The organism is Cohaesibacter haloalkalitolerans (genome assembly GCF_003574655.1).
Lineage (GTDB): Bacteria > Pseudomonadota > Alphaproteobacteria > Rhizobiales > Cohaesibacteraceae > Cohaesibacter > Cohaesibacter haloalkalitolerans.
The window spans coordinates 121288-139650 of sequence record NZ_QNUM01000003.1; the positions used below are offsets into that span (position 1 = coordinate 121288).

An 18363-nucleotide genomic window follows, 5' to 3' on the forward strand; every position below is an offset into this window, starting at 1 on the left:
GATTACACGTTCGTAATTGGGTTGGTGATTTATGTTTTTGTTATGCTGTTTTGCTTTTGTCTTATTGGAAGTTCGGCCCGTCAGGTGATCACGGTCAGATCATCTGGCAAAGCGGTCAGGACTTCAGGGGCCCCATCTGTGATCAACAGGGTGTGGCCAACACCCATGGCAAGTCCGGTGTCACTGTCACCGTTCATGACATGGTAGAAAAGGGTCATGCCGGGCTGGCATTGGGTCGGATTGCCCGAATAGATCATCGGCGGCACATCCATGCTGGTTGGAGCAAAATTGCAGCCGACCGAATAGCCCGTCGCGCCATAGCGGGCCCGACGATAGCCACCAGCATCCAGACCTGCGGCATAGAGATCGAAAATCTCGCCAAGAGTGGTGCCTGGACGGGCGATTTCCGTCATCCGGTGCAAGGTCTCCATGCCCACGTCATACATCTTGCGATGCGCGTCGGAGACGGTACCGAACAGGATCGTCCATTCGGTCTTGACGTTGTAATGACGATAGGCAACCGGATATTCCGCCAACACCTGATCCTGCTTTTCGATCCGACGCGGATCAGACACGCCACGGCCATAGACGGCACGGTTGCCCGAATTGAAAATCGGGGCATTGGGCGGCATGTCGGCACCCTGGCCGAGGATCGAGGTGAGATAGGCGGCTTTCAGGTCGCTATCGAGAACACCCGGTCTGGCTGCGTCGATGACCGCCAGAAGCGAATTGTCGAGGATTTCAGCGGCCTTGCGGGAGTAGGCGATTTCTGCGGGGGACTTGATTACACGGAGGCGGCGAATCATGTGGTCGTCATTGACCAGAGTACACCAGCCGTTGAGCGCGTTCTGCACACGCCAGAGGTTCCAGCCAGTGAGACCATGTGTATTCAGCTCAATGGCAATTTTCTTGCCCTCAAGGCCAAGCTCGGCAAGGATGCCCTTGAGATCCTGTGCAGGATCGGCTTCCTCCGAATCCCACCAGATGCGGATATCTGTGATCGTGCTGGTCTGTCTGGCCTGCACCAGATCGGGGCGTCTGGTCAGAAGAATCGGCTCACGGCCATCTGCAGGGACAACAAGGCACTGAAAGAAGACAAATCCGCCAGTATCAAAGCCCGTAAGCCAGTACATGCTCTCTTGAGAAAATACCAGCATGGCTTCACAGCCGGCTTCTCTGACTTTCTGACACAGCCGCCTGTAGCGTGAAGCATGCTCCTCTCTTGTAAAAGGGAGGCTTGGTTGAGCAAGGCTTTCCACGAGTGGTTCATCCTTTTTCGATCGTTGCGTTGCATTGAGCTTAAAGTATGGTATACCAAAGGTCAACCACTGGAATTCACATTGTCTGCCAAGAAAATGCATTACGCATTTTGTGCTGTTTGAATTGTGGCAACTGGATGAGTATAAGAAGAGTGGTACAGGCTCATCCCTGCCGAAAGGCGGCAGCTGGAGACGACTGTGGAACGAGAAGAGCGAGAAAAGCATGCTGATCGAGACCAGTAAGCGACTGGCCCAACAGGCTTATGAACAGATTCTGGAGCTGATCCTGACAGGCAAGGCGGAGCCGGGCGAAATGCTCACCGAGCGTCGACTTGCGGAGACGCTGGACATGTCCCGCACCCCCATCAGGGATGCCCTGCTGATGTTGGAGAGCGAAGGCCTTCTGAAGCGTCATGGCAGTCGCGGACTACAGGTCAAGCAGATGCGCATCGAGGACTATATGGAAGTGCTCCAGATTCGCCTGATGCTCGAACCGGAAGCCGCAAGGCTCGCCGCCGGGCGCATTCCCGCCGAAACCCTTGCCGATCTGCGTGAGCGCCTTGAAGGGCTGATCAAAGATGCCGACAAGGGGGAGGCCCGACCGGATCGTGAGACGGTCCGCGCCGTCGATGATGGGCTGCATGGTGCAATCGCCAACATGGCAGGCAATGCCCATCTCGCCCAGATCATTCATTCACTCAGACGTCAAACCCAGATTTTTGACCTGCGCAGCATGCCTGAGCGCCTGACATCCACCTGTCGGGAACATCTGACCCTCATCGACCTGCTGGAACAAGGCCGGGGCGACGAGGCGGCTGCGGCGATGCGAGAGCATCTGGACCATGTTCGCGCCAGCATTATACGGAGACTTACGCCGCAATGACCCCAAACGCGGAGAGCGCTGTCGCTCTCGATCAGGATGGACACAACCAGCCACCCGCCGACATCGCCCTTGCGCGCAGGCTTTTTGACGAACTGGAACACCGGACCAGCAATGCTTTCGGTTTTACCCGCCCGTCCTTCGGGCTCGGCGAACAGATTGCCCATGACATGGTTCGGCGCGAAGCCCGTAAACTCGGGCTAGAGACGACAATCGACGCAGGCTGCAATCTCTACATGACCCTCAGGGGCCGCAAGAGCGGCCCCGGTCTGGTCATCGGCTCTCATCTGGATTCGGTGCCCCGTGGCGGCAACTTCGATGGCGCAGCCGGTGTCCTGATGGGTCTGGCTGTCCTGTCCGGTTTCGTCAAGGCGGGTATCACGCCTGAACGCGACATCACCGTCATGGCCATCCGCGCCGAGGAAAGTGTCTGGTTTGGCGCATCCTATATTGGCAGCCGCATGGCCTTCGGCCTCATGGACAGCAAGGAGCTGATGGCTCTCAAGCGCTCATCCGACAAGGTCTCTCTTCATTCCGCAATCGAAGCCAATGGCGGCGATGCTGCGGCGATCGCTGCCGGTGAGGGCTATCTGTCCCCTGAGACTGTCGGCATGTTCATAGAGCCCCACATCGAGCAGGGGCCAGTGCTGGTGGAAAGGGAAATCCCAGTTGGCATCGTGACAGGCATCCGCGGTTCTTTCCGGTTCCGCGCCGCCCGCTGCCTTGGCGAATATGGTCACTCCGGCGCCACACCGCGCACCTATCGAGCCGACGCCGTCCGCGCCGTTTCCACACTGGTCGTGCGCATGGATGAAGCATGGATGAAACTGGCCGAAGAAGGACACGATCTGGTCGTCACCTTCAGCCAGTTCTATACCGACCCGGACGAAGCCGCCTTCAGCAAGATCGCCGGAGAGGTGGCCTTTTCCCTCGATGTACGCAGCGAGGAACAGGAAACGCTGAACCGCATGCAGACCATTCTGCACGAAACCGTTGCCAAGATCGAAACGGAACAGAATGTCCGGTTCCAGATGGGCACGGTTTCAACCAGCACACCGGCGATCATGGCGCCCGGGATCGTCAAGGGGCTCGAAAAATGCGCGGAAGATCATGGGCTTGAAACCCTGACCATGCCCTGCGGGGCTGGCCATGACGCCGCCGTGTTTGCCGGGGAAGGGGTGCCCACGGGAATGATCTTCATCCGCAATGACAATGGCAGTCACAATCCCGAAGAACATATGGAAATGAGCGACTTCACAAAAGCGGCCGAACTACTGTCGGCCTTTTGCCTTTCCGACCCCATCTCCGCGCTTTGATCAAAAAGGCTGCCTGAACGTCAGGCAGTCACCATTCTGCAAGACATGCCTTCATGGCCACCGACCCCAGTGCGCAGATGGGACAGCAAGCCGATGCGCCCAGACACCGAGCCAATGCCTATGCGCAGCACAGCATCGCGATAAGATAACTCGGATTGGCAAGGCGTTGGAAAAGCCGACCGTGGGCCGTCGGCTTGCCTTGTCAATCCGGTATACCAAATGTATCCATAATACTGCAAAGAATAGCAAGAACCTGCCGGTCACATTCATGCGTCAAAGATCCGTCACACATGGATGGGACAACGGCATGGCACGCATCACCAGAACACAAGAAGGGAACTCAAGATGGGCAAATCCGTCGATTTGAACTGTGATATGGGAGAGGGCTTTGGCGCTTACCGCATTGGCGACGAGGCGGCCATGCTTGATATTGTCACCACCGCCAACATCGCCTGCGGATTTCATGCTGGCGACCCTGTGGTGATGCGCGAAACGATTCTGGCAGCAAAAGAGCGCAAGGTCTCCATCGGAGCCCATCCGTCCTTCATGGATCTCTATGGCTTTGGTCGCCGCCGCATTCTTGGTGACAGCCCTGAAGATCTGGAAGCGCAGATCGTCTACCAGATTGCCGCCATCGACGGCATGGCCCGTGCCCTCGGCTGGCCAATCACCCACATGAAGACCCATGGCGCGCTCGGCAACATGGCAGCCGAAGATCCTGAGTTGGCGGCCATCTGCATTCGGGCAACCAAAGCCGTCAATCCTGATCTGGTGATCGTTGCCCTGCCATATTCCGAGATCATGAAAGCGGCCGAGAAGGCCGGGATGGCCGTGGTTTGCGAGGTCTATGCCGACCGCACCTATACGGCAGAGGGCATGTTGACCCCGCGCAAGGAACCCGGAGCCGTCATCAAGGATCACGCCCAATCCGTGGAACAGGCCCTTACCATGGTGCGCGATGGTTTTATCCCCACCACTGCGGGAACAAGACTGCCGGTAGAGGCCGCCTCCATTTGCGTCCATGGCGACACCCCCGGCGCCGTGGCCACGGCTGGTCAACTGCGCACGGCCTTCCTTGACGAGGGGATTGAAGTTCGCCCCTTTGCCTTTCCTGCATGATCAGTCATTAAGACAGGCTGTTGAAATCGGCCATTGACTGTCGGCACCCCCGGCAGGACAGTTTCATTCATACTTTTCAGCATACATTCAGGAGCATTTCATCATGACGGATTCAGCCAATTCCATTGAGGCAAGAGACATTGCCTATCACATGCATCCAGTCGTCAACCTGCGCAAATACGAAAAGACCGGCGGGCTGGTCATCGAGCGCGGCGACGGCATCTATGTCTATGACAACACCGGCAAGCGCTATATCGAGGGACTGGCCGGTTTGTGGTCGGTCGCCCTTGGCTTTGGCGAAAAGCGGCTCGCAGAAGTTGCCAAGGCGCAGATGGAAAAGCTGCCCTATTATCATTCCTTCAACTACAAGGTAAACGGCCCGTCGGTCGATCTGGCGGAACTGTTGATCAAGCTCGCGCCCGTTCCGATGTCGAAGGTGCATTTCACCTCGTCCGGTTCGGAAGCCAACGATCTGGTCGTCAAGATGGTCTGGTATCGCTCCAACTCCCTTGGCAAGCCGGAAAAGAAAAAGATCATCGGCCGCATCAAGGGCTATCACGGCGTGACCATTGCCTCGGCGTCGATTACCGGATTGCCTGCCAACCACAAGAGCTTTGACTTGCCACTAGACCGCATGGTCCACACCTCCTGTCCGTCCTACACCCACTTTGCAGAAGCGGGAGAAACCGAAGAAGCCTTCACAGCCCGCATGCTCAAGGATCTGGAAGATCTCATTTTGGAGCAGGGCCCGGAAACCATCGCCGCCTTCTGGGGAGAGCCGGTCATCGGGGCAGGGGGCGTTCTGGTGCCACCGAAAGGCTATTGGGAAGGCGTTCAGACCATTCTGAAGAAATACGACATCCTGCTGGTGGCCGACGAGGTGATCTGCGGTTTCGGTCGCACCGGCAAGATGTTTGCCTGCGAAACCTACAACATCACCCCGGATGTAATGGTCACCTCCAAGCAGATTTCTTCGTCCTACATGCCGCTTTCTGCCATCCTGATGAATGATGCCTTCTACCAGCCGATCGCAGACGAATCCGAAAGGATCGGTGTCTTCGCTCATGGTTTCACGGCTTCCGGCCATCCGGTCGCCACGGCTGTCGGGCTGGAAAACCTGAAGATCATTCTTGAACGCGATCTGGTCGGCAACGTTGCCCGACTGGAATCAACCTTCCTTGCAGGGCTTGCCAAACTCGCCGAGCATCCGCTGGCCCAATCCTCCCGTGGCGTCGGGCTGTTGGGTGCTCTGGAACTCAAGCCGTGGGACGATCAGCCCGCAGGCGCTGCCGCTTTGGCTGTGGCAACCCAGTTGCAGGAAGAAGGCGTGATCATCCGCAACATTGCTGAAGCCATCTGCTTCTGCCCGCCAATGATCATCACAGCCGAACAGATCGAAGAGATGTTCGCAATTGTCAGGGTCGCCCTCGACAAGGTGCTGGCAGCCAGAGAAGCAGGCGAAAAATAGCCCGGAAGACAAAAAGGGGAAGCCCTCGGGCTTCCCTCCATCTCCTGTCCCTGTCAAGGGATCAGGCCGCGGTCTTGCTGATCGGCAATCTGGCTTCCAGTGCCGAAACCACGAGCAACCGCTTGGCCAACGACGTTTTCAGCAACCCTGGGCTGCGCGATGCAGCAGCGCAGAAACGCTCGACATCGATCTGTGAGCGGTAGGTACGGTTTTCCCTGATCAGTTCGATGATCTGCACTGCATTGGTTTTGACAAACTCGCGCCCGTCCCACCGGAATCCCTGTTTCTGCTTGCGCCACTGGGTGGGAAGCGAATGAAACGCATCAAACAGGCGCCTCAGTTCATGTTTGTTCCAGTCACCGACAAACTTGTTCTGATAGCCAGACCGGATATAGGGGAACAGGCGGTAGTCGAGGATCGGGCTTCGAGCCTCGATGCTGGCGCGCATCGAATTCCGGTCATTGTGCCAGAGCCATTCCCCAAGCCGACCTCCCGGCGAGACATCGGCGATCAACGCCTCGTCAAAGCCGAGGGAGGGGGTGATCGGGTCGATCTGCTGGCACTGGCGAATGGCAGCCATATCCATCTTCATGATTGGATTGAGGCGGGTTCTGAGGCGGGTCTTTTCCAGCGCGAATTTTTCGACCATGGCATCAGGCATGAATGCGCTGGCCAAATGGGAAAGTGTCTCCTTCTTGCGGCTGCTGGCGAGCTGTTGACGGACCCACGACCAATCGCCGCCCTTGACCGCTTGCCGCACGGCTTGCGGGTACTGTCGGCTCCAGTAGCCACCGAAAATTTCGTCGCCGCCCGTGCCGTCAAGCACCACCGGAACGCCACGCTCGGCAATCGCTTCATACATGACGGGCATTGCCATCGAGCTCCCGTTGAGCGGAATGGGTTTTTCCATATGGCCGCAGATATCAAGGAAGCGCTCAAAGGCATTGGTGTTGTAATCGAGCTTTATGACTTCCGCGTCGACGCCCAACTGATCGGCGGACCGCTTGGCATAAATGTGATCATCCGATCGGCCGGTATCGCCGATGAAGATCTTGCATTGTTCATGGAGGCCGAGCGAATAGAGACAGGAGAAAACCAGCGAACTATCGATGCCGCCAGACAGCAACAGGCCGACCGGACGATCGGAGATCAGACGCTTTGTCAGGCTATCCCGAAGAAGATCCGCAAGCGACTCCTGAGAATGGATGTCGGGCGCATCAGCCTGAATGGCATAAGTGTCGAAATACGCTTCACAGGCAAAATCCCAGCGGTTGAGATCAAAGCGGGCGTTGTGCCCCGGAGGCACCTGCTTGATGCCGACCAGATGCGTGTTGAGCCCGTTTTGCGGGAACATGTCACCGAAAACCAGAAAATCGCTCATGATGCCTGCGTCAAACGCAAAGTCTCTGCCCAAATAGTCCATGATCGACCGGGCGGTAGACGACAGGCACAGGATGTTGTCATCCATATAGAAGAACAGCGGCTTCTTGCCATAGCGGTCTCGTGACGCCGAAACCGTCATCGTGCTGATGGTAAGCGACGAGAAGGACCACATTCCGTTCATGCGCGGCACACGGGCAAGGCCGTGCAGCTGCAAATAGCGGCTCAGAACCTCGGTATCTCCGCGCGGGTGAATGTTCACACCTTCCGCTCTCAACTCCTCGGCAATGTCGCGGAAATTGTAGATCTCGCCGTTGAACAGCAGGATGCTGTCTTCCGACTGGTAGGGCTGGTTAGAGGTTTCCTGCACATCCAGAATCGACAGTCTCTGATGCCCGAAGGCACAGTGAACATTGTTGATTTCCTTGAAGACAACGCCGGTGTTGTCGGGTCCACGATGCTTCATCGTGTCGAGCGCCTGCCTGAAACGGGCCTCATCTATCGGCGCATTCTTGCTAAATACCTGAAAAAATCCACACATGCCAATTCTCTAAAAAACATCTCGAAGCACGTTCGAAACTAACGTGTTTCTGTCGGGAAAACCACTGAAATATAACAGGGTATTCCGCAAACCGGAGAAACAGACAAAGCCCGTCATTTCCCCCCGACAGGAGCAACAAATGTCATATCACAGAGGCCAGAGTGTTTGCAGTGCTGGAATGGCGGAAGATTTGGACACAGTTCGTTACAATTCGATACCGAGCAGCGACAGAAATGTAGGACATAAAGCAGCAGACCTTCAGGTTGGTGTAAGGTGGAGATGATTAATCGGGTACACTGCTTCAGAATTCGTGTCTGCCAATCAGCAGACCACCGTTAATTGAATAGGAATACCCGAATGCGCCGCGTCATCCTGTCCCTGACTACAATCGTCATGCTCTTGTTGCTCATCTTCGGAATCAGCTCATTGAGTGCCGTCGATTTCACCGATCAAAAGAGCCTTGCTCAGGCCTTCACCCAATTGACCGGCTTCCTGTCGCTGGGAATGATGGCGATAGCAATCGTCCTTGCCCTACGGCTTCGCTGGCTCGAACCCGTCTTTGGCGGCCTCGACAAGATCTACCGCCTGCACAAGTGGCTGGCGATCGGCGCGCTGCCGATGCTACTTGCCCACTGGCTGGTCAAGACCGGAGAGGGGCATCACCCCGAGGCAACAGTCGACGCAGCAGGCAATACCGTTGCCGCTGTCCATAGCTTTGACCCGGTACAACTCGCAACACAAACGCTGTTTCCGAGCCTTTATGGCCCGGCCCGCGGCATAGCCCAGCCAATCCTCTTTCTGCTGTTCGCCTTGTTGGCATTGGCACTCATCAAGCGCATACCTTACCGGATATTCAGGAAGGTCCACTTCGTGATGGGCATCGCCTTTGTCATTTTCGCGTATCACAGTGTCATCCTGATGCGTCCTGAATACTGGTCGACGCCATTTGGCTGGTCCACAGTAGCCCTGAGCGTTATCGGAAGCCTTGCGAGCATCTATCTGGTCGTCATCCACTTCAAGGGCTTCCCATCTTCGAGGGCCGTTGTCGCCTCGACCCACTACTTTCCGGAACTCAAGGTGCTTGAAATCGATCTCGACATGCAGGAGGCATGGCGCGGTCACAAGCCAGGACAGTTCGTCTTTGTCGAAACAGATCGCAAGGAAGGACCGCACCCGTTCACACTTTCCACCCATTGGTCGCCAGAATCCGGTCGTATCGGCATTATCGCCAAGGAACTCGGCGACTATACTGCCAAAATCAGGGAAAGATTTGCACCCGGCACCCCGGTCAAGATTAATGGCCCTTATGGCCGCTTCAATTTTGAATGCAAGAAACAACGGCAGGTCTGGATCGGGGCGGGCATCGGAATCACGCCATTCGTTGCCAAGATGCGCGATCTGGCAGGCACGCCGTCAGACAAGGTGGTTGACCTGTTTCATACTACACGAGAGGTATCCGAAGAAGGTCTCGCCCGCATGCAGGCCGATGCGGACGCCGCCGGTGTCAATCTTCATATCATCATCAGTGAGCGAGATGGCCGACTCAATGTGGCCAAACTCATCGCCATGGTGCCGGACTGGAAGGACGCCAGCTTCTGGTTCTGCGGACCAAGCCAGTTCGCCGAACAACTGCGCAAGGGTCTCGTAGCGGAAGGGCTCAGCGCCAGCAACTTCCATCAGGAACTCTTTGAGATGCGCTGACCCTTGAAAAGGGGCGCCCTTCCGGCGCCCCTGCCACTCAGAGAACTGAAACCTATAACAAATAGCATCTACAAACTGGCCCGGAATCGTTGTTAGGTTGATCATCAGGATTTTCCCAACCGAGCGGATTTGCAGATGATTGATACTCTCCGACTAGACCAGATTCTAGATGCATTACCCAACATGTACCGTGGCCCCGGCGGGGTTGCTGGCGTCGTCAAAGACGGAAAGATCATCGCCTCCCGCGCCTGGGGCTATTCGGACCTTGCCTCCCACCGCAAGATGACAAAAGGCACGCGCCTGCCGATCTGTTCCATCTCCAAGCAGTTCACCTGCGCGGTCCTGTTGCACACCTTCGATGACTTTGCACCACTCAATGCCCGCCTGCCGGAGCTGCTGCCCAATTTCGAAGGCCAGCTGCCGACCATCGAACAGCTTTGCCACAACCAGTCGGGCCTGCGCGACTATTGGGCTCTGACCATCCTCGAAGGGGCCAAGGCAGAACAGACCTTCGCCCGCAATGATGCCTATGCGATGTTCGAGAGGATGAAGAGCTGCCATTTCGAACCCGGCACCAGCTATTCCTATTGCAACGCCAACTTCCGCATCGTCGGAGAGCTGATCGAACGGGAAACCGGCCGCTCGCTTCAGGGGCTGCTTGCGGAAACCGTCTGGGGACCGGCAAACATGAAGACCGCCGCGCTGCTCTCCGACAGCCGCGTAACCGCCGATGGCGTCATCGGCTACGAAGGCAACGAACAGGTCGGCTTCATGCCAGCAGACAATGGCATCTACTGGTTCGGGGATGCCGGCATTTCAGCATCCCTTGAAGACATGCTCGCCTATGAATGCTGGATTGATCAGACCCGAGACGACCCGGATAGCCTCTACAATCGCATTTCAACGCCACCGACCTTCAAGGACGGGACACCTGCCGGCTATGGCTACGGGCTGGCCCACATGGAGCTGGCCGGTCGCAAGGTGACCGGTCACGCAGGAGCCCTGCGCGGCTTCCGCGCCTTCCGCATGCATTGCGCATCCGAGCGCATGTCGGTGGTCGTCATCCTCAACCATGAAGGCAGTGCCTATGGCGCAGCCGAGGCCCTGTTCAATGCCGCCCTCGGCTATAAAGCACCAAAGCCGATGCCCATGCCTGAAGGTTGGGATGGCCAATGGCTCTGCCCCGAGGCCAACCTGCTGACCGCCATCGAAAGTGGCAAGACAGATGCCCATCTGCATTACTCGACCGGCGGCGACATTGTCTTTGCAGCCGAAGACGGCACCTTGAAAACTGCAAGCGTCACCCTCAGCAAGACCCAAGACACAATGACCATGACGAGGAAGGGTGAAAATCTGGTCTCCAAACTGGTGCCGCTGCCAAAATCGCCAGTAACGCCGGACGCAGAGTTCGCAGGTCGTTACTATTCGGACGAGCTCGACGCGACCTTCACCGTGGTTGCCGAGGATGGCGGCCTCTATGCCTACTGTCAGGGCGTTCTTGGAACCGGCATCATGGAACGTGTCCATCCGGTCGGGCTCGACACATGGGTATTCGTCACCCGCCGCTCGATGGATGCGCCTGCACCAGGGGATTGGACCATCACGGCAACCCGTGGCGACGATGGCACCATCGAAGGCATCACGCTTGGTTGCTGGCTGGCACGCAAACTCGACTACCGCCGCCTGTAGAAAGCCCAAGCCCTCAAACAGACAAAACCCGCAGCGATCACCTGATCCCTGCGGGTTTTCTGTATCTGCTGCGACCTTGCGCAGTGCAATGCCCAGAGGCAGAGGCAAAAGAGGGCACCGCCCGGCTTGCTGGGCGGTGCCTTGTATCAGAGGCTATTCAGCCGTCTTGACAGTGTCTTCCAGGAAGAAGCGACCGAGAGGGTTCTGGTCGAAATTCTTGATGCCCTTCTGGGTGACATTGATGAACGGGCTATAGAACAGATCAATCCAGTGTGCATCAGCCTTGGCCAATTTCTGGATTTCGAAATACATGGCCTTGCGTTTGGCCGAATCCAGCTCAAGACGGGCTTCGGCAACCAGCTGCTTGACCTTTTCGTTGTTGTACCGGGTCATGTAGTTCATGTTGACGTCATGGCCCACAACGAAGGTGGTCTTCTGATCGGGGTCGAGAATGTCGTTGGTCCAGTACATCATGGACAGGTCATAATCGCCAGCAACCAGCATGTCCCAGGTCTGACTCGGGTCCATTTTCACCAGATTGATGGTGATGCCGATAGCGGCCAGCTGCTGCTGGATCAAAACGGCAACCTGTTCGTCAACTTCGTTGCCGGCATTTACCAGATAATCAAGCGAAATGCCGTCGACGCCAGCTTCTGCAAGCTCGGCCTTGGCTTTTTCGAGGTCGAAGTCACGAGCCCCGTTTTCATCGCTGTGATAGAGAGCCCCAGCCGGAATGAAGCTGTTGGCAACCTTGCCCTGACCGAAGGTCACGGCATCAACGATAGACTGCTTGTCGATGGCGTAGTCGATGGCAGCACGGACATGAACATTGTTGAGTGGCTCATGCTCGTGGTTCATCAGAAGATGATCTTCACGGGTGGAGGGCTCGATGTGAACGGTAAGCTTGTCGTCGGCCTTCAGCTCTTCCACGCGGGAGAACGGCACATAGATGGCGGCATCAAGCTCGCCGGACTGAACGCTCAGCATGCGGGTGTTGTCATCCGGCATGGAGATCCATTCGACGCCATCAAGGCTAACCTTGTCTGCTTGCCAGAACTCGGGGTTCTTGGCAAGGATGACGCGGTCACCGCGCAGCCATTCCTTCACGACGAAAGCGCCGGAAGCAACCGGGTTCTGGGAATAGTCTTCCTGACCCTTTGCTTCAAAACCGGCCTTGGAAATGACAGAGGTGGCAGGCATGGCGAGGGTGGAAAGGAACGGAGCCGACTGTTCGGACAGGGTGATGACAAGCGTCTTGGGATCCGGGGTCTGCATGTCGGAGATGATCTTGTAGCTGTCAGACCACAGGGAAAGTTCATCGTCACGAACGCGCTCAAGAGAGAATTTGGCGTCTTCGGACGTGATGGCAGAGCCATCGGAGAATTTCGCATCACGAAGATGGAAGGTGTAGGTCAGGCCGTCCGTGGAGATGTCCCAGCTTTCGGCAAGACCGGGCACCAGCTCGGCACCGGTTTTGTCGACGCGGACCAGCACGTCATACACGTTCATGAAAACCCAGAAGTCGATGTTCTGGGCGGTGTTGATCGGGTCGAAGGTGCTGGAGTCCTCACGGCGACCGATGGAGAGCACGCCTGCAGCATCGGCCACAGTCATCGCGCCCATGACAAGGGTCATTGCAAGAAGTCCCACACGGGAAAATTTTCTGAACATTGTTTTGGTGTTCCTTCTGTTATGTGATTGCGTTTGTTGTGTGTTTTCTCAATTGCCCTGAATTGCGCGGGCGACCGTTCTGGTGCCAATCGGCTTGTCGGGATCAATATTGGGGATCGCGGCCAGCAGATTTGCGGTGTAGTCCTGCTCGGGATTATCGAAGACGTCTTCGGTTCTGCCAGCCTCGACAATGCGACCGTGATGCATGACAATCACGCTTTCACAAAGCTCGCGGACGATGGCGAGGTCGTGGGCAATGAAGATGATGGTCAGCGCCATTTTCTCCCGCAGTTCCTTGAACAGCGAGATGATCTGAGCCTGAATGGTCACATCAAGCGCGGCAACGCACTCATCGGCGATGATCACCTTGGGATTGACGGCGAGGGCACGGGCAATGCCGACACGCTGACACTGGCCACCGGAGAGGCTCTTTGGCTTGCGTGGGCGGAAGGATACATCAAGGCCCACCAACTCCAGCAATTCGTCAATCCGGCTGTCAATGGCGTTCCTTGCGATCTCGCCCTGCGTTTCCAGAACCTCGCGCAACATCGCTTCCACCGTCATGCGTGGGTTCAGCGCATTGAACGGATCCTGAAACACCATCGCCACTTCCCGGCGCAGTTTCCTGAGGGCCTGATCGCGTTTCAAGGTCAGCACGGCACCATCATAGGCAATATCACCCGAGGTGATGGGGGTGAGGCCGATCATGGCCCGCGCCAGTGTGCTCTTGCCCGAACCGCTTTCCCCTACGATACCGATCGTATCGCCGGGGAAGATCTGGCAACTAACCCCCGCCAACGCCCGGAAGGCAGCTTTGGAGCGAAACCAGCTTTTGCCTGCGTTGAACTCGACCACCAGATCATCCACCTCGAAGATCGGCTTTATGTGCGGTTCTTCCACCACGATATCATCGTCAAGCGCACGGCTTGCCAGATGGTCATCGAATGAGGGGTGAGAAGCGATCAGCGTCTTGGTATAGCTGTGCTGCGGAGCAGACAGCAGCTTGCGCTTTTCTTCAATTTCGACGATCCGGCCTTCTCGCATCACGGCAATCCGGTCGCAGGTTTGCGCCACGACGCCCAGGTCATGCGTGATGAGAATGATGGAAAGCCCGCGTTTCTTGCGCAACTCCAGCAAAAGCTCCAGAATTTGCGCCTGCACGGTCACATCAAGCGCCGTGGTCGGCTCGTCGGCAATGAGAATTTCCGGCTCGCAGGAAAGGGCGATGGCAATCATCGCGCGCTGGCGCATGCCGCCGGAAAATTCGTGTGCATAGCTGCGGAAAGCCCGGGCGGGATCGGGAAAGCCGACCTGTGTCAACAACTCGATAGCCTGCACTCTGGCATCCTGTTTGGAATAGGAGCCGTGACGGAACAAGCCTTCGCAGATCTGGTCGCCGATACGCATGACCGGATCCAGATGGCTGGTCGGGTTCTGGAAAATCATCCCGATGCGCCGACCGCGCACATCCATCATCGCCTTTTCCTCAAGGCCGAGAATGGACCGGCCCTCGAGCACAACGTCGCCGCTGGTAACCGACAGTTTCGTTGAGGGCAGCAAACCGATGATCGCCCGACACAACAGGCTCTTGCCAGACCCGCTTTCGCCCACAAGGCCAAGAATTTCCGACTGGCCAAGATCGAAAGTGGCATCTTCCAGCAAAGAACGGGTTTCCACCTTGTCCTGATAGCTGACCGAGAGGCCTTTTACGGAGAGAATGGTCATACTTCAGCCTCCCACATGTCACCAAGGGCATCGCCCAGCAACGAGAAGCCCAAAGCGAGGCAGACAATGGCAAAGCCGGGGAAGAAGGTGATCCACCAAGCCTGCGTGATGAAGCCCTGTCCTTCGGCAACCATGATGCCCCATTCGGCAGCAGGCGGCTGAACCCCAAGCCCCAGATAGCTGATGGCAGCACCATTCAACAGCACCAGAATGACATCGGACATAGCAAAGACGATGGAGCCGGTGAGAGCGTTCGGCAGCAGGTGACGAAACATGATGCGTAGCCGAGAGTAGCCCAGACTCTGGGCAGCAACGGCGAAATCCATCGTTTTCAGCACGAGAATCTGCGCCCGCACCAGTCGGGCATAGCTGACCCAGCCAACCAGCGCCATGGCGATATAGAAACTCGCCAGACCGGGGCCGAGAATGGTGATGATGGACAGCATCAGAACGAGAAAAGGAAAGGCCAGCACAATATCGATGATGCGCATCAGGATGGTATCGACGATACCGCCCAGAAAACCGGCCACCGTTCCCAGAATCGTCCCGATGATCATCGGGAACAGCACGCCCAGCAAGGCTATCTGCAAGTCGATCCGCACGCCCCAGATTACGCGGGAAAGAACGTCTCGGCCGAAGTTGTCCGTGCCAAACGGATGCAGCAGAGTAGGGGCCTGCAGTCGCGCACTGGCGTCCTGCAGAATCGGATCGAACGGAGCCACCAGCGGCGCCAGAAGGGCCGCCGCGATGAAGAAAGCCAGAATGCAGAACCCGAGCGTCAGGGTCGTGTTACTGCTCATCAGGGCGCGCCATTTGAGCTGAGGGAAGAAGGGTCTTGTTTGCGCCATCAGAATTTCACTCTCGGATCAAGGGCTACGGTCAGGATGTCGGCAAGGAAGTTGATCAACAGGGTTGCAACGGCAAACACCATGGCAACGCCCTGAACCACCATGTAATCTCGCGAGAAGATGCCGCGAACCAGCAGTTGCCCCATACCGGGCAGAGCGAACACGCTCTCCACCACCACCGTGCCACCGATCAGCCAGCCGATATTGACGGCAAGCAGGTTGATGGTGGGCACCAGCGCATTGGGCACCACATGCCGCCAGAACACCGTGTTTTCCGATACCCCACGCGCCCGGGCAGCCGTCGCGATATCCGAATTGAGACCGGAAATCATCGCCGCCCGCAAGCTGCGGGTGATGACCGAAGACAGCGAAAGCGCAATGGTCAGACAGGGCAGAACAAGGTGAAGAGCCTTGTCCTCGAAGGACTTGCCATAGCCGGACACCGGCAACCAATTGAGACTGACCGCAAACAGGATGATCAGCATGACGCCAAGCCAGAACTGCGGAAAGCCAAGCCCGGCAGTCACGGCGATACGGGCAAAATGATCCGGCCATTGGCCCTGCTTGCGCGCCGAAAGAGCCGCCAGCGGAACGGCGATCACCAGCGACAGCAGCACTGCAAAGAAAACCAGCATCAGCGTTGGTTCAATGCGCGTAGCGATCAGCTTCAATACGTCGATCTTGTAAAGGGTCGAACGCCCCATTTCACCGTGAACCAGATTTTTCAGGAAATAGAAATACTGGGTGATCATCGGCTCATCGAGCCCATATTGCGCCCGTATCTTGGCAAGGGCAGTCGGGGTCGAACGCGCACCCAGCAACACCCGTGCAGGATCCCCGGGGATAAGGCGCACGAGAATGAAGGTGACAACCGAGATGCCAAACATCACAGGCAGCAACTGGAACGGACGGAACAGGACAAAGCGATAACGACCCAGCATGCTTTACTCGCTATCATACTTCGACAGGAAGGCTTCTACGACGGCCATACAATCCTCTTTTTCCTCTACATGGGGCATGTGGCTTGAGTTGGGGAAGACATGCGCAACCACATCGGGGATATTGTCCCAAAAAGGCTGCAAGCACTCGGTGGTTGCTTCGTCATGGGCGCCGCGAAACGCCAGCGTTGGCGCTTTGACCTTGTGCAGGCGATCAATGATCGACCAGTCCTTCATGGTGCCGATGACGTGAAATTCGGTTGGACCATTCATGGTGTGATAGACAGTGGGGTCTTCATCCATCGCATCGAAGGTCCGCTGCACCTCCACCGGGCGTGGCTTGGTGCGACAGACATGACGATCATAGAAGACCTCGGTCGCTGCTTTATAGTCGGGATGGTCGATTGTGCCAGCCTTTTCATGCAGATCCAGAGTGTCCTGCACATCCTGCGGCAATTGGGCCCGCAGCTCGGCAGCCCCTTTCAACCAGATTTGCATGTTGCACGGCGAGTTGGCCAGAACCAGCGCCTTGAGGCCAGCCGGCTGCCTGACTGCATGTTCAGACCCGAGCATGCCGCCCCAGCTTTGCCCCAGATAGGCATAGCGGTCCTGAATGCCCAGATGGCTGAGCAGCGCGTCCAATTCGCCTAAAAAAAAGTCAACTGTCCAAAAATCAGCCCCTTTTTCGCGCAGGTGCGTCGACTTGCCGTTGCCGATCTGGTCATAGTGGATGACAGGGCGGCCCGTTTTGGCCAGGTCCATAAAACTGTCGATATAGTCGTGAGTGCACCCTGGACCGCCGTGCGCCACCACCAGGGGAAGCTTGGGCGAGTCGAGGGATCCGCAGATCCGATACCAAGTTTTATATGTCTGATAAGGCGAATAGCCTTCCTGAATCTCAAAATCTGCCATCTAAACCTCATTGTCTTGCTGAGATCCAATCCTAGGCACATTCGACCATTCACCAATAGCTAATGAATCTTATAGGTTCTGCAAATTTCAGTTGGTTGTTTCGAGCAATTGATAGTGCGCAGCGAGCACCAGCGCGTGAAAGCGGTTGCGCGCGCCGAGCTTTTTGGTCGCCGAGGTGAGATGCAGGGTAACCGTAGCAACCGAGCGCCCGAGCTCATGAGCAATTTCCTTGGCAATCAACCCCTTTGCACACAGCTGCAGACACTGCCGCTCGCGAGCAGTGAGCCTGACATGCGGCGTGCGAAAAGCTTGTGGAGGAAAGCCCTTGACGACCGCTTCATGAAAGATATGAGCCAGATAACCAACTGACGAAACAGCATTGTTCAGGTCATCAATGTCGATTCTGGACGTGCTGATCGCTGTAAAGGTCGCCAAAGCACCACCTGCGCCGCGAATGGGCACCGTGATGCCGCTTTCCATGCCGGTGTCACACAGATAATCGACCACCGGCCGATGGCGCTGATCCAGAATCCGGCTCATGATATCACTTTGCTGGCCGCGATAGGTCCAGATGAACGGGCAGGACGTTTCGCGCGACGCATCCATGACCGGATCATGGGCATAATAATGCTGGCCACACCACAGGTCCGTCATGTCACTGGGGGTGTTCTGCATGGCGTAGACAGTGGGGACGATGAATTCACCGTCATGGGTGAGGGGGACGGGGGAGAAATCGTAGCTCGATGCATCAAACCCCAGGGGACGCAGAACGGTTTGCGCGATCTCCATCGCATCGTCGAGTGCAATTCCCGAAGAGAGTGCACTTACGAAATCATGTTGCATATTACTCACCATTGCCTCCTTTCTTGCGTACCAGTCTTTATCTTATGCAAGTGCCACGCCAATCTCGTTTAAC

Annotated in this window: 14 protein-coding genes; 6 read left to right on the forward strand and 8 right to left on the reverse strand. The window is 56.7% G+C overall.

All coding sequences use genetic code 11. The annotated features are described in order from the left end of the window. Positions 1-80: 80 nt before the first annotated feature. A complete protein-coding gene (locus DSL70_RS08115) occupies positions 81-1484 on the reverse strand; it encodes a M24 family metallopeptidase (RefSeq protein ID WP_119307427.1) in 1404 nt (467 codons plus the stop codon). Between DSL70_RS08115 and DSL70_RS08120 the strand changes: the two genes are divergently transcribed. The 4 genes from DSL70_RS08120 to DSL70_RS08135 all read left to right on the forward strand — a co-directional run bounded on the left by DSL70_RS08120 (position 1483) and on the right by DSL70_RS08135 (position 6042). Beyond that, positions 1483-2142: a GntR family transcriptional regulator gene (locus tag DSL70_RS08120; protein WP_119307428.1), complete on the forward strand. Its 660-nt coding sequence runs from the start codon at positions 1483-1485 to the stop codon at positions 2140-2142. The two genes, DSL70_RS08115 and DSL70_RS08120, sit on opposite strands and share 2 nt — an antisense overlap. After that, entirely contained in the window at positions 2139-3455 is a 1317-nt protein-coding gene (locus DSL70_RS08125; RefSeq protein WP_119307429.1) for a hydantoinase/carbamoylase family amidase, read from the forward strand. The genes DSL70_RS08120 and DSL70_RS08125 overlap by 4 nt, the downstream gene beginning before the upstream one ends. Before the next feature lie 345 nt (positions 3456-3800). After that, positions 3801-4574: a LamB/YcsF family protein gene (locus DSL70_RS08130; protein ID WP_119307430.1), complete on the forward strand. Its 774-nt coding sequence runs from the start codon at positions 3801-3803 to the stop codon at positions 4572-4574. A gap of 103 nt (positions 4575-4677) precedes the next feature. Then, a complete protein-coding gene (locus DSL70_RS08135; RefSeq protein WP_119307431.1) occupies positions 4678-6042 on the forward strand; it encodes an aspartate aminotransferase family protein in 1365 nt (454 codons plus the stop codon). Positions 6043-6103: 61 nt separating this feature from the next. Here DSL70_RS08135 and asnB read toward each other — a convergent pair whose 3' ends face one another. After that, positions 6104-7963 (reverse strand): asparagine synthase (glutamine-hydrolyzing), encoded by a 1860-nt coding sequence (gene asnB / locus DSL70_RS08140; RefSeq protein ID WP_119307432.1) that lies wholly within the window; start codon positions 7961-7963, stop codon positions 6104-6106. Positions 7964-8320: 357 nt separating this feature from the next. On the opposite strand from asnB, the gene DSL70_RS08145 reads away from it, so the two are divergent. After that, entirely contained in the window at positions 8321-9664 is a 1344-nt protein-coding gene (locus DSL70_RS08145) for a ferredoxin reductase family protein (protein WP_119307433.1), read from the forward strand. A gap of 135 nt (positions 9665-9799) precedes the next feature. Then, entirely contained in the window at positions 9800-11353 is a 1554-nt protein-coding gene (locus DSL70_RS08150; protein ID WP_119307434.1) for a D-aminopeptidase, read from the forward strand. 153 nt (positions 11354-11506) lie between these two features. On the opposite strand, the gene DSL70_RS08155 is transcribed toward DSL70_RS08150, so the two are convergent. From DSL70_RS08155 to DSL70_RS08180, 6 genes are all read right to left on the reverse strand, one after another. Next, the gene (locus tag DSL70_RS08155) at positions 11507-12988 is read right to left on the reverse strand and encodes an ABC transporter substrate-binding protein (RefSeq protein WP_425359354.1); all 1482 of its coding nucleotides are present in this window, start codon (positions 12986-12988) and stop codon (positions 11507-11509) included. A gap of 84 nt (positions 12989-13072) precedes the next feature. After that, positions 13073-14749 (reverse strand): dipeptide ABC transporter ATP-binding protein, encoded by a 1677-nt coding sequence (locus DSL70_RS08160; RefSeq protein ID WP_119307436.1) that lies wholly within the window; start codon positions 14747-14749, stop codon positions 13073-13075. Then, positions 14746-15549 carry an ABC transporter permease gene (locus DSL70_RS08165; RefSeq protein ID WP_245418162.1) on the reverse strand — a complete coding sequence of 268 codons (804 nt, stop codon included), beginning with the start codon at positions 15547-15549 and terminating at the stop codon, positions 14746-14748. The genes DSL70_RS08160 and DSL70_RS08165 overlap by 4 nt, the downstream gene beginning before the upstream one ends. A 47-nt stretch (positions 15550-15596) precedes the next feature. Next, positions 15597-16535 carry an ABC transporter permease gene (locus DSL70_RS08170; RefSeq protein WP_119307866.1) on the reverse strand — a complete coding sequence of 313 codons (939 nt, stop codon included), beginning with the start codon at positions 16533-16535 and terminating at the stop codon, positions 15597-15599. A gap of 6 nt (positions 16536-16541) precedes the next feature. Next, positions 16542-17447: a proline iminopeptidase-family hydrolase gene (locus tag DSL70_RS08175; protein ID WP_119307438.1), complete on the reverse strand. Its 906-nt coding sequence runs from the start codon at positions 17445-17447 to the stop codon at positions 16542-16544. A gap of 87 nt (positions 17448-17534) precedes the next feature. Continuing rightward, positions 17535-18302, reverse strand: coding sequence for a LuxR family transcriptional regulator (locus DSL70_RS08180; RefSeq protein ID WP_119307439.1), 768 nt, complete (start codon positions 18300-18302; stop codon positions 17535-17537). Positions 18303-18363 lie beyond the last annotated feature (61 nt).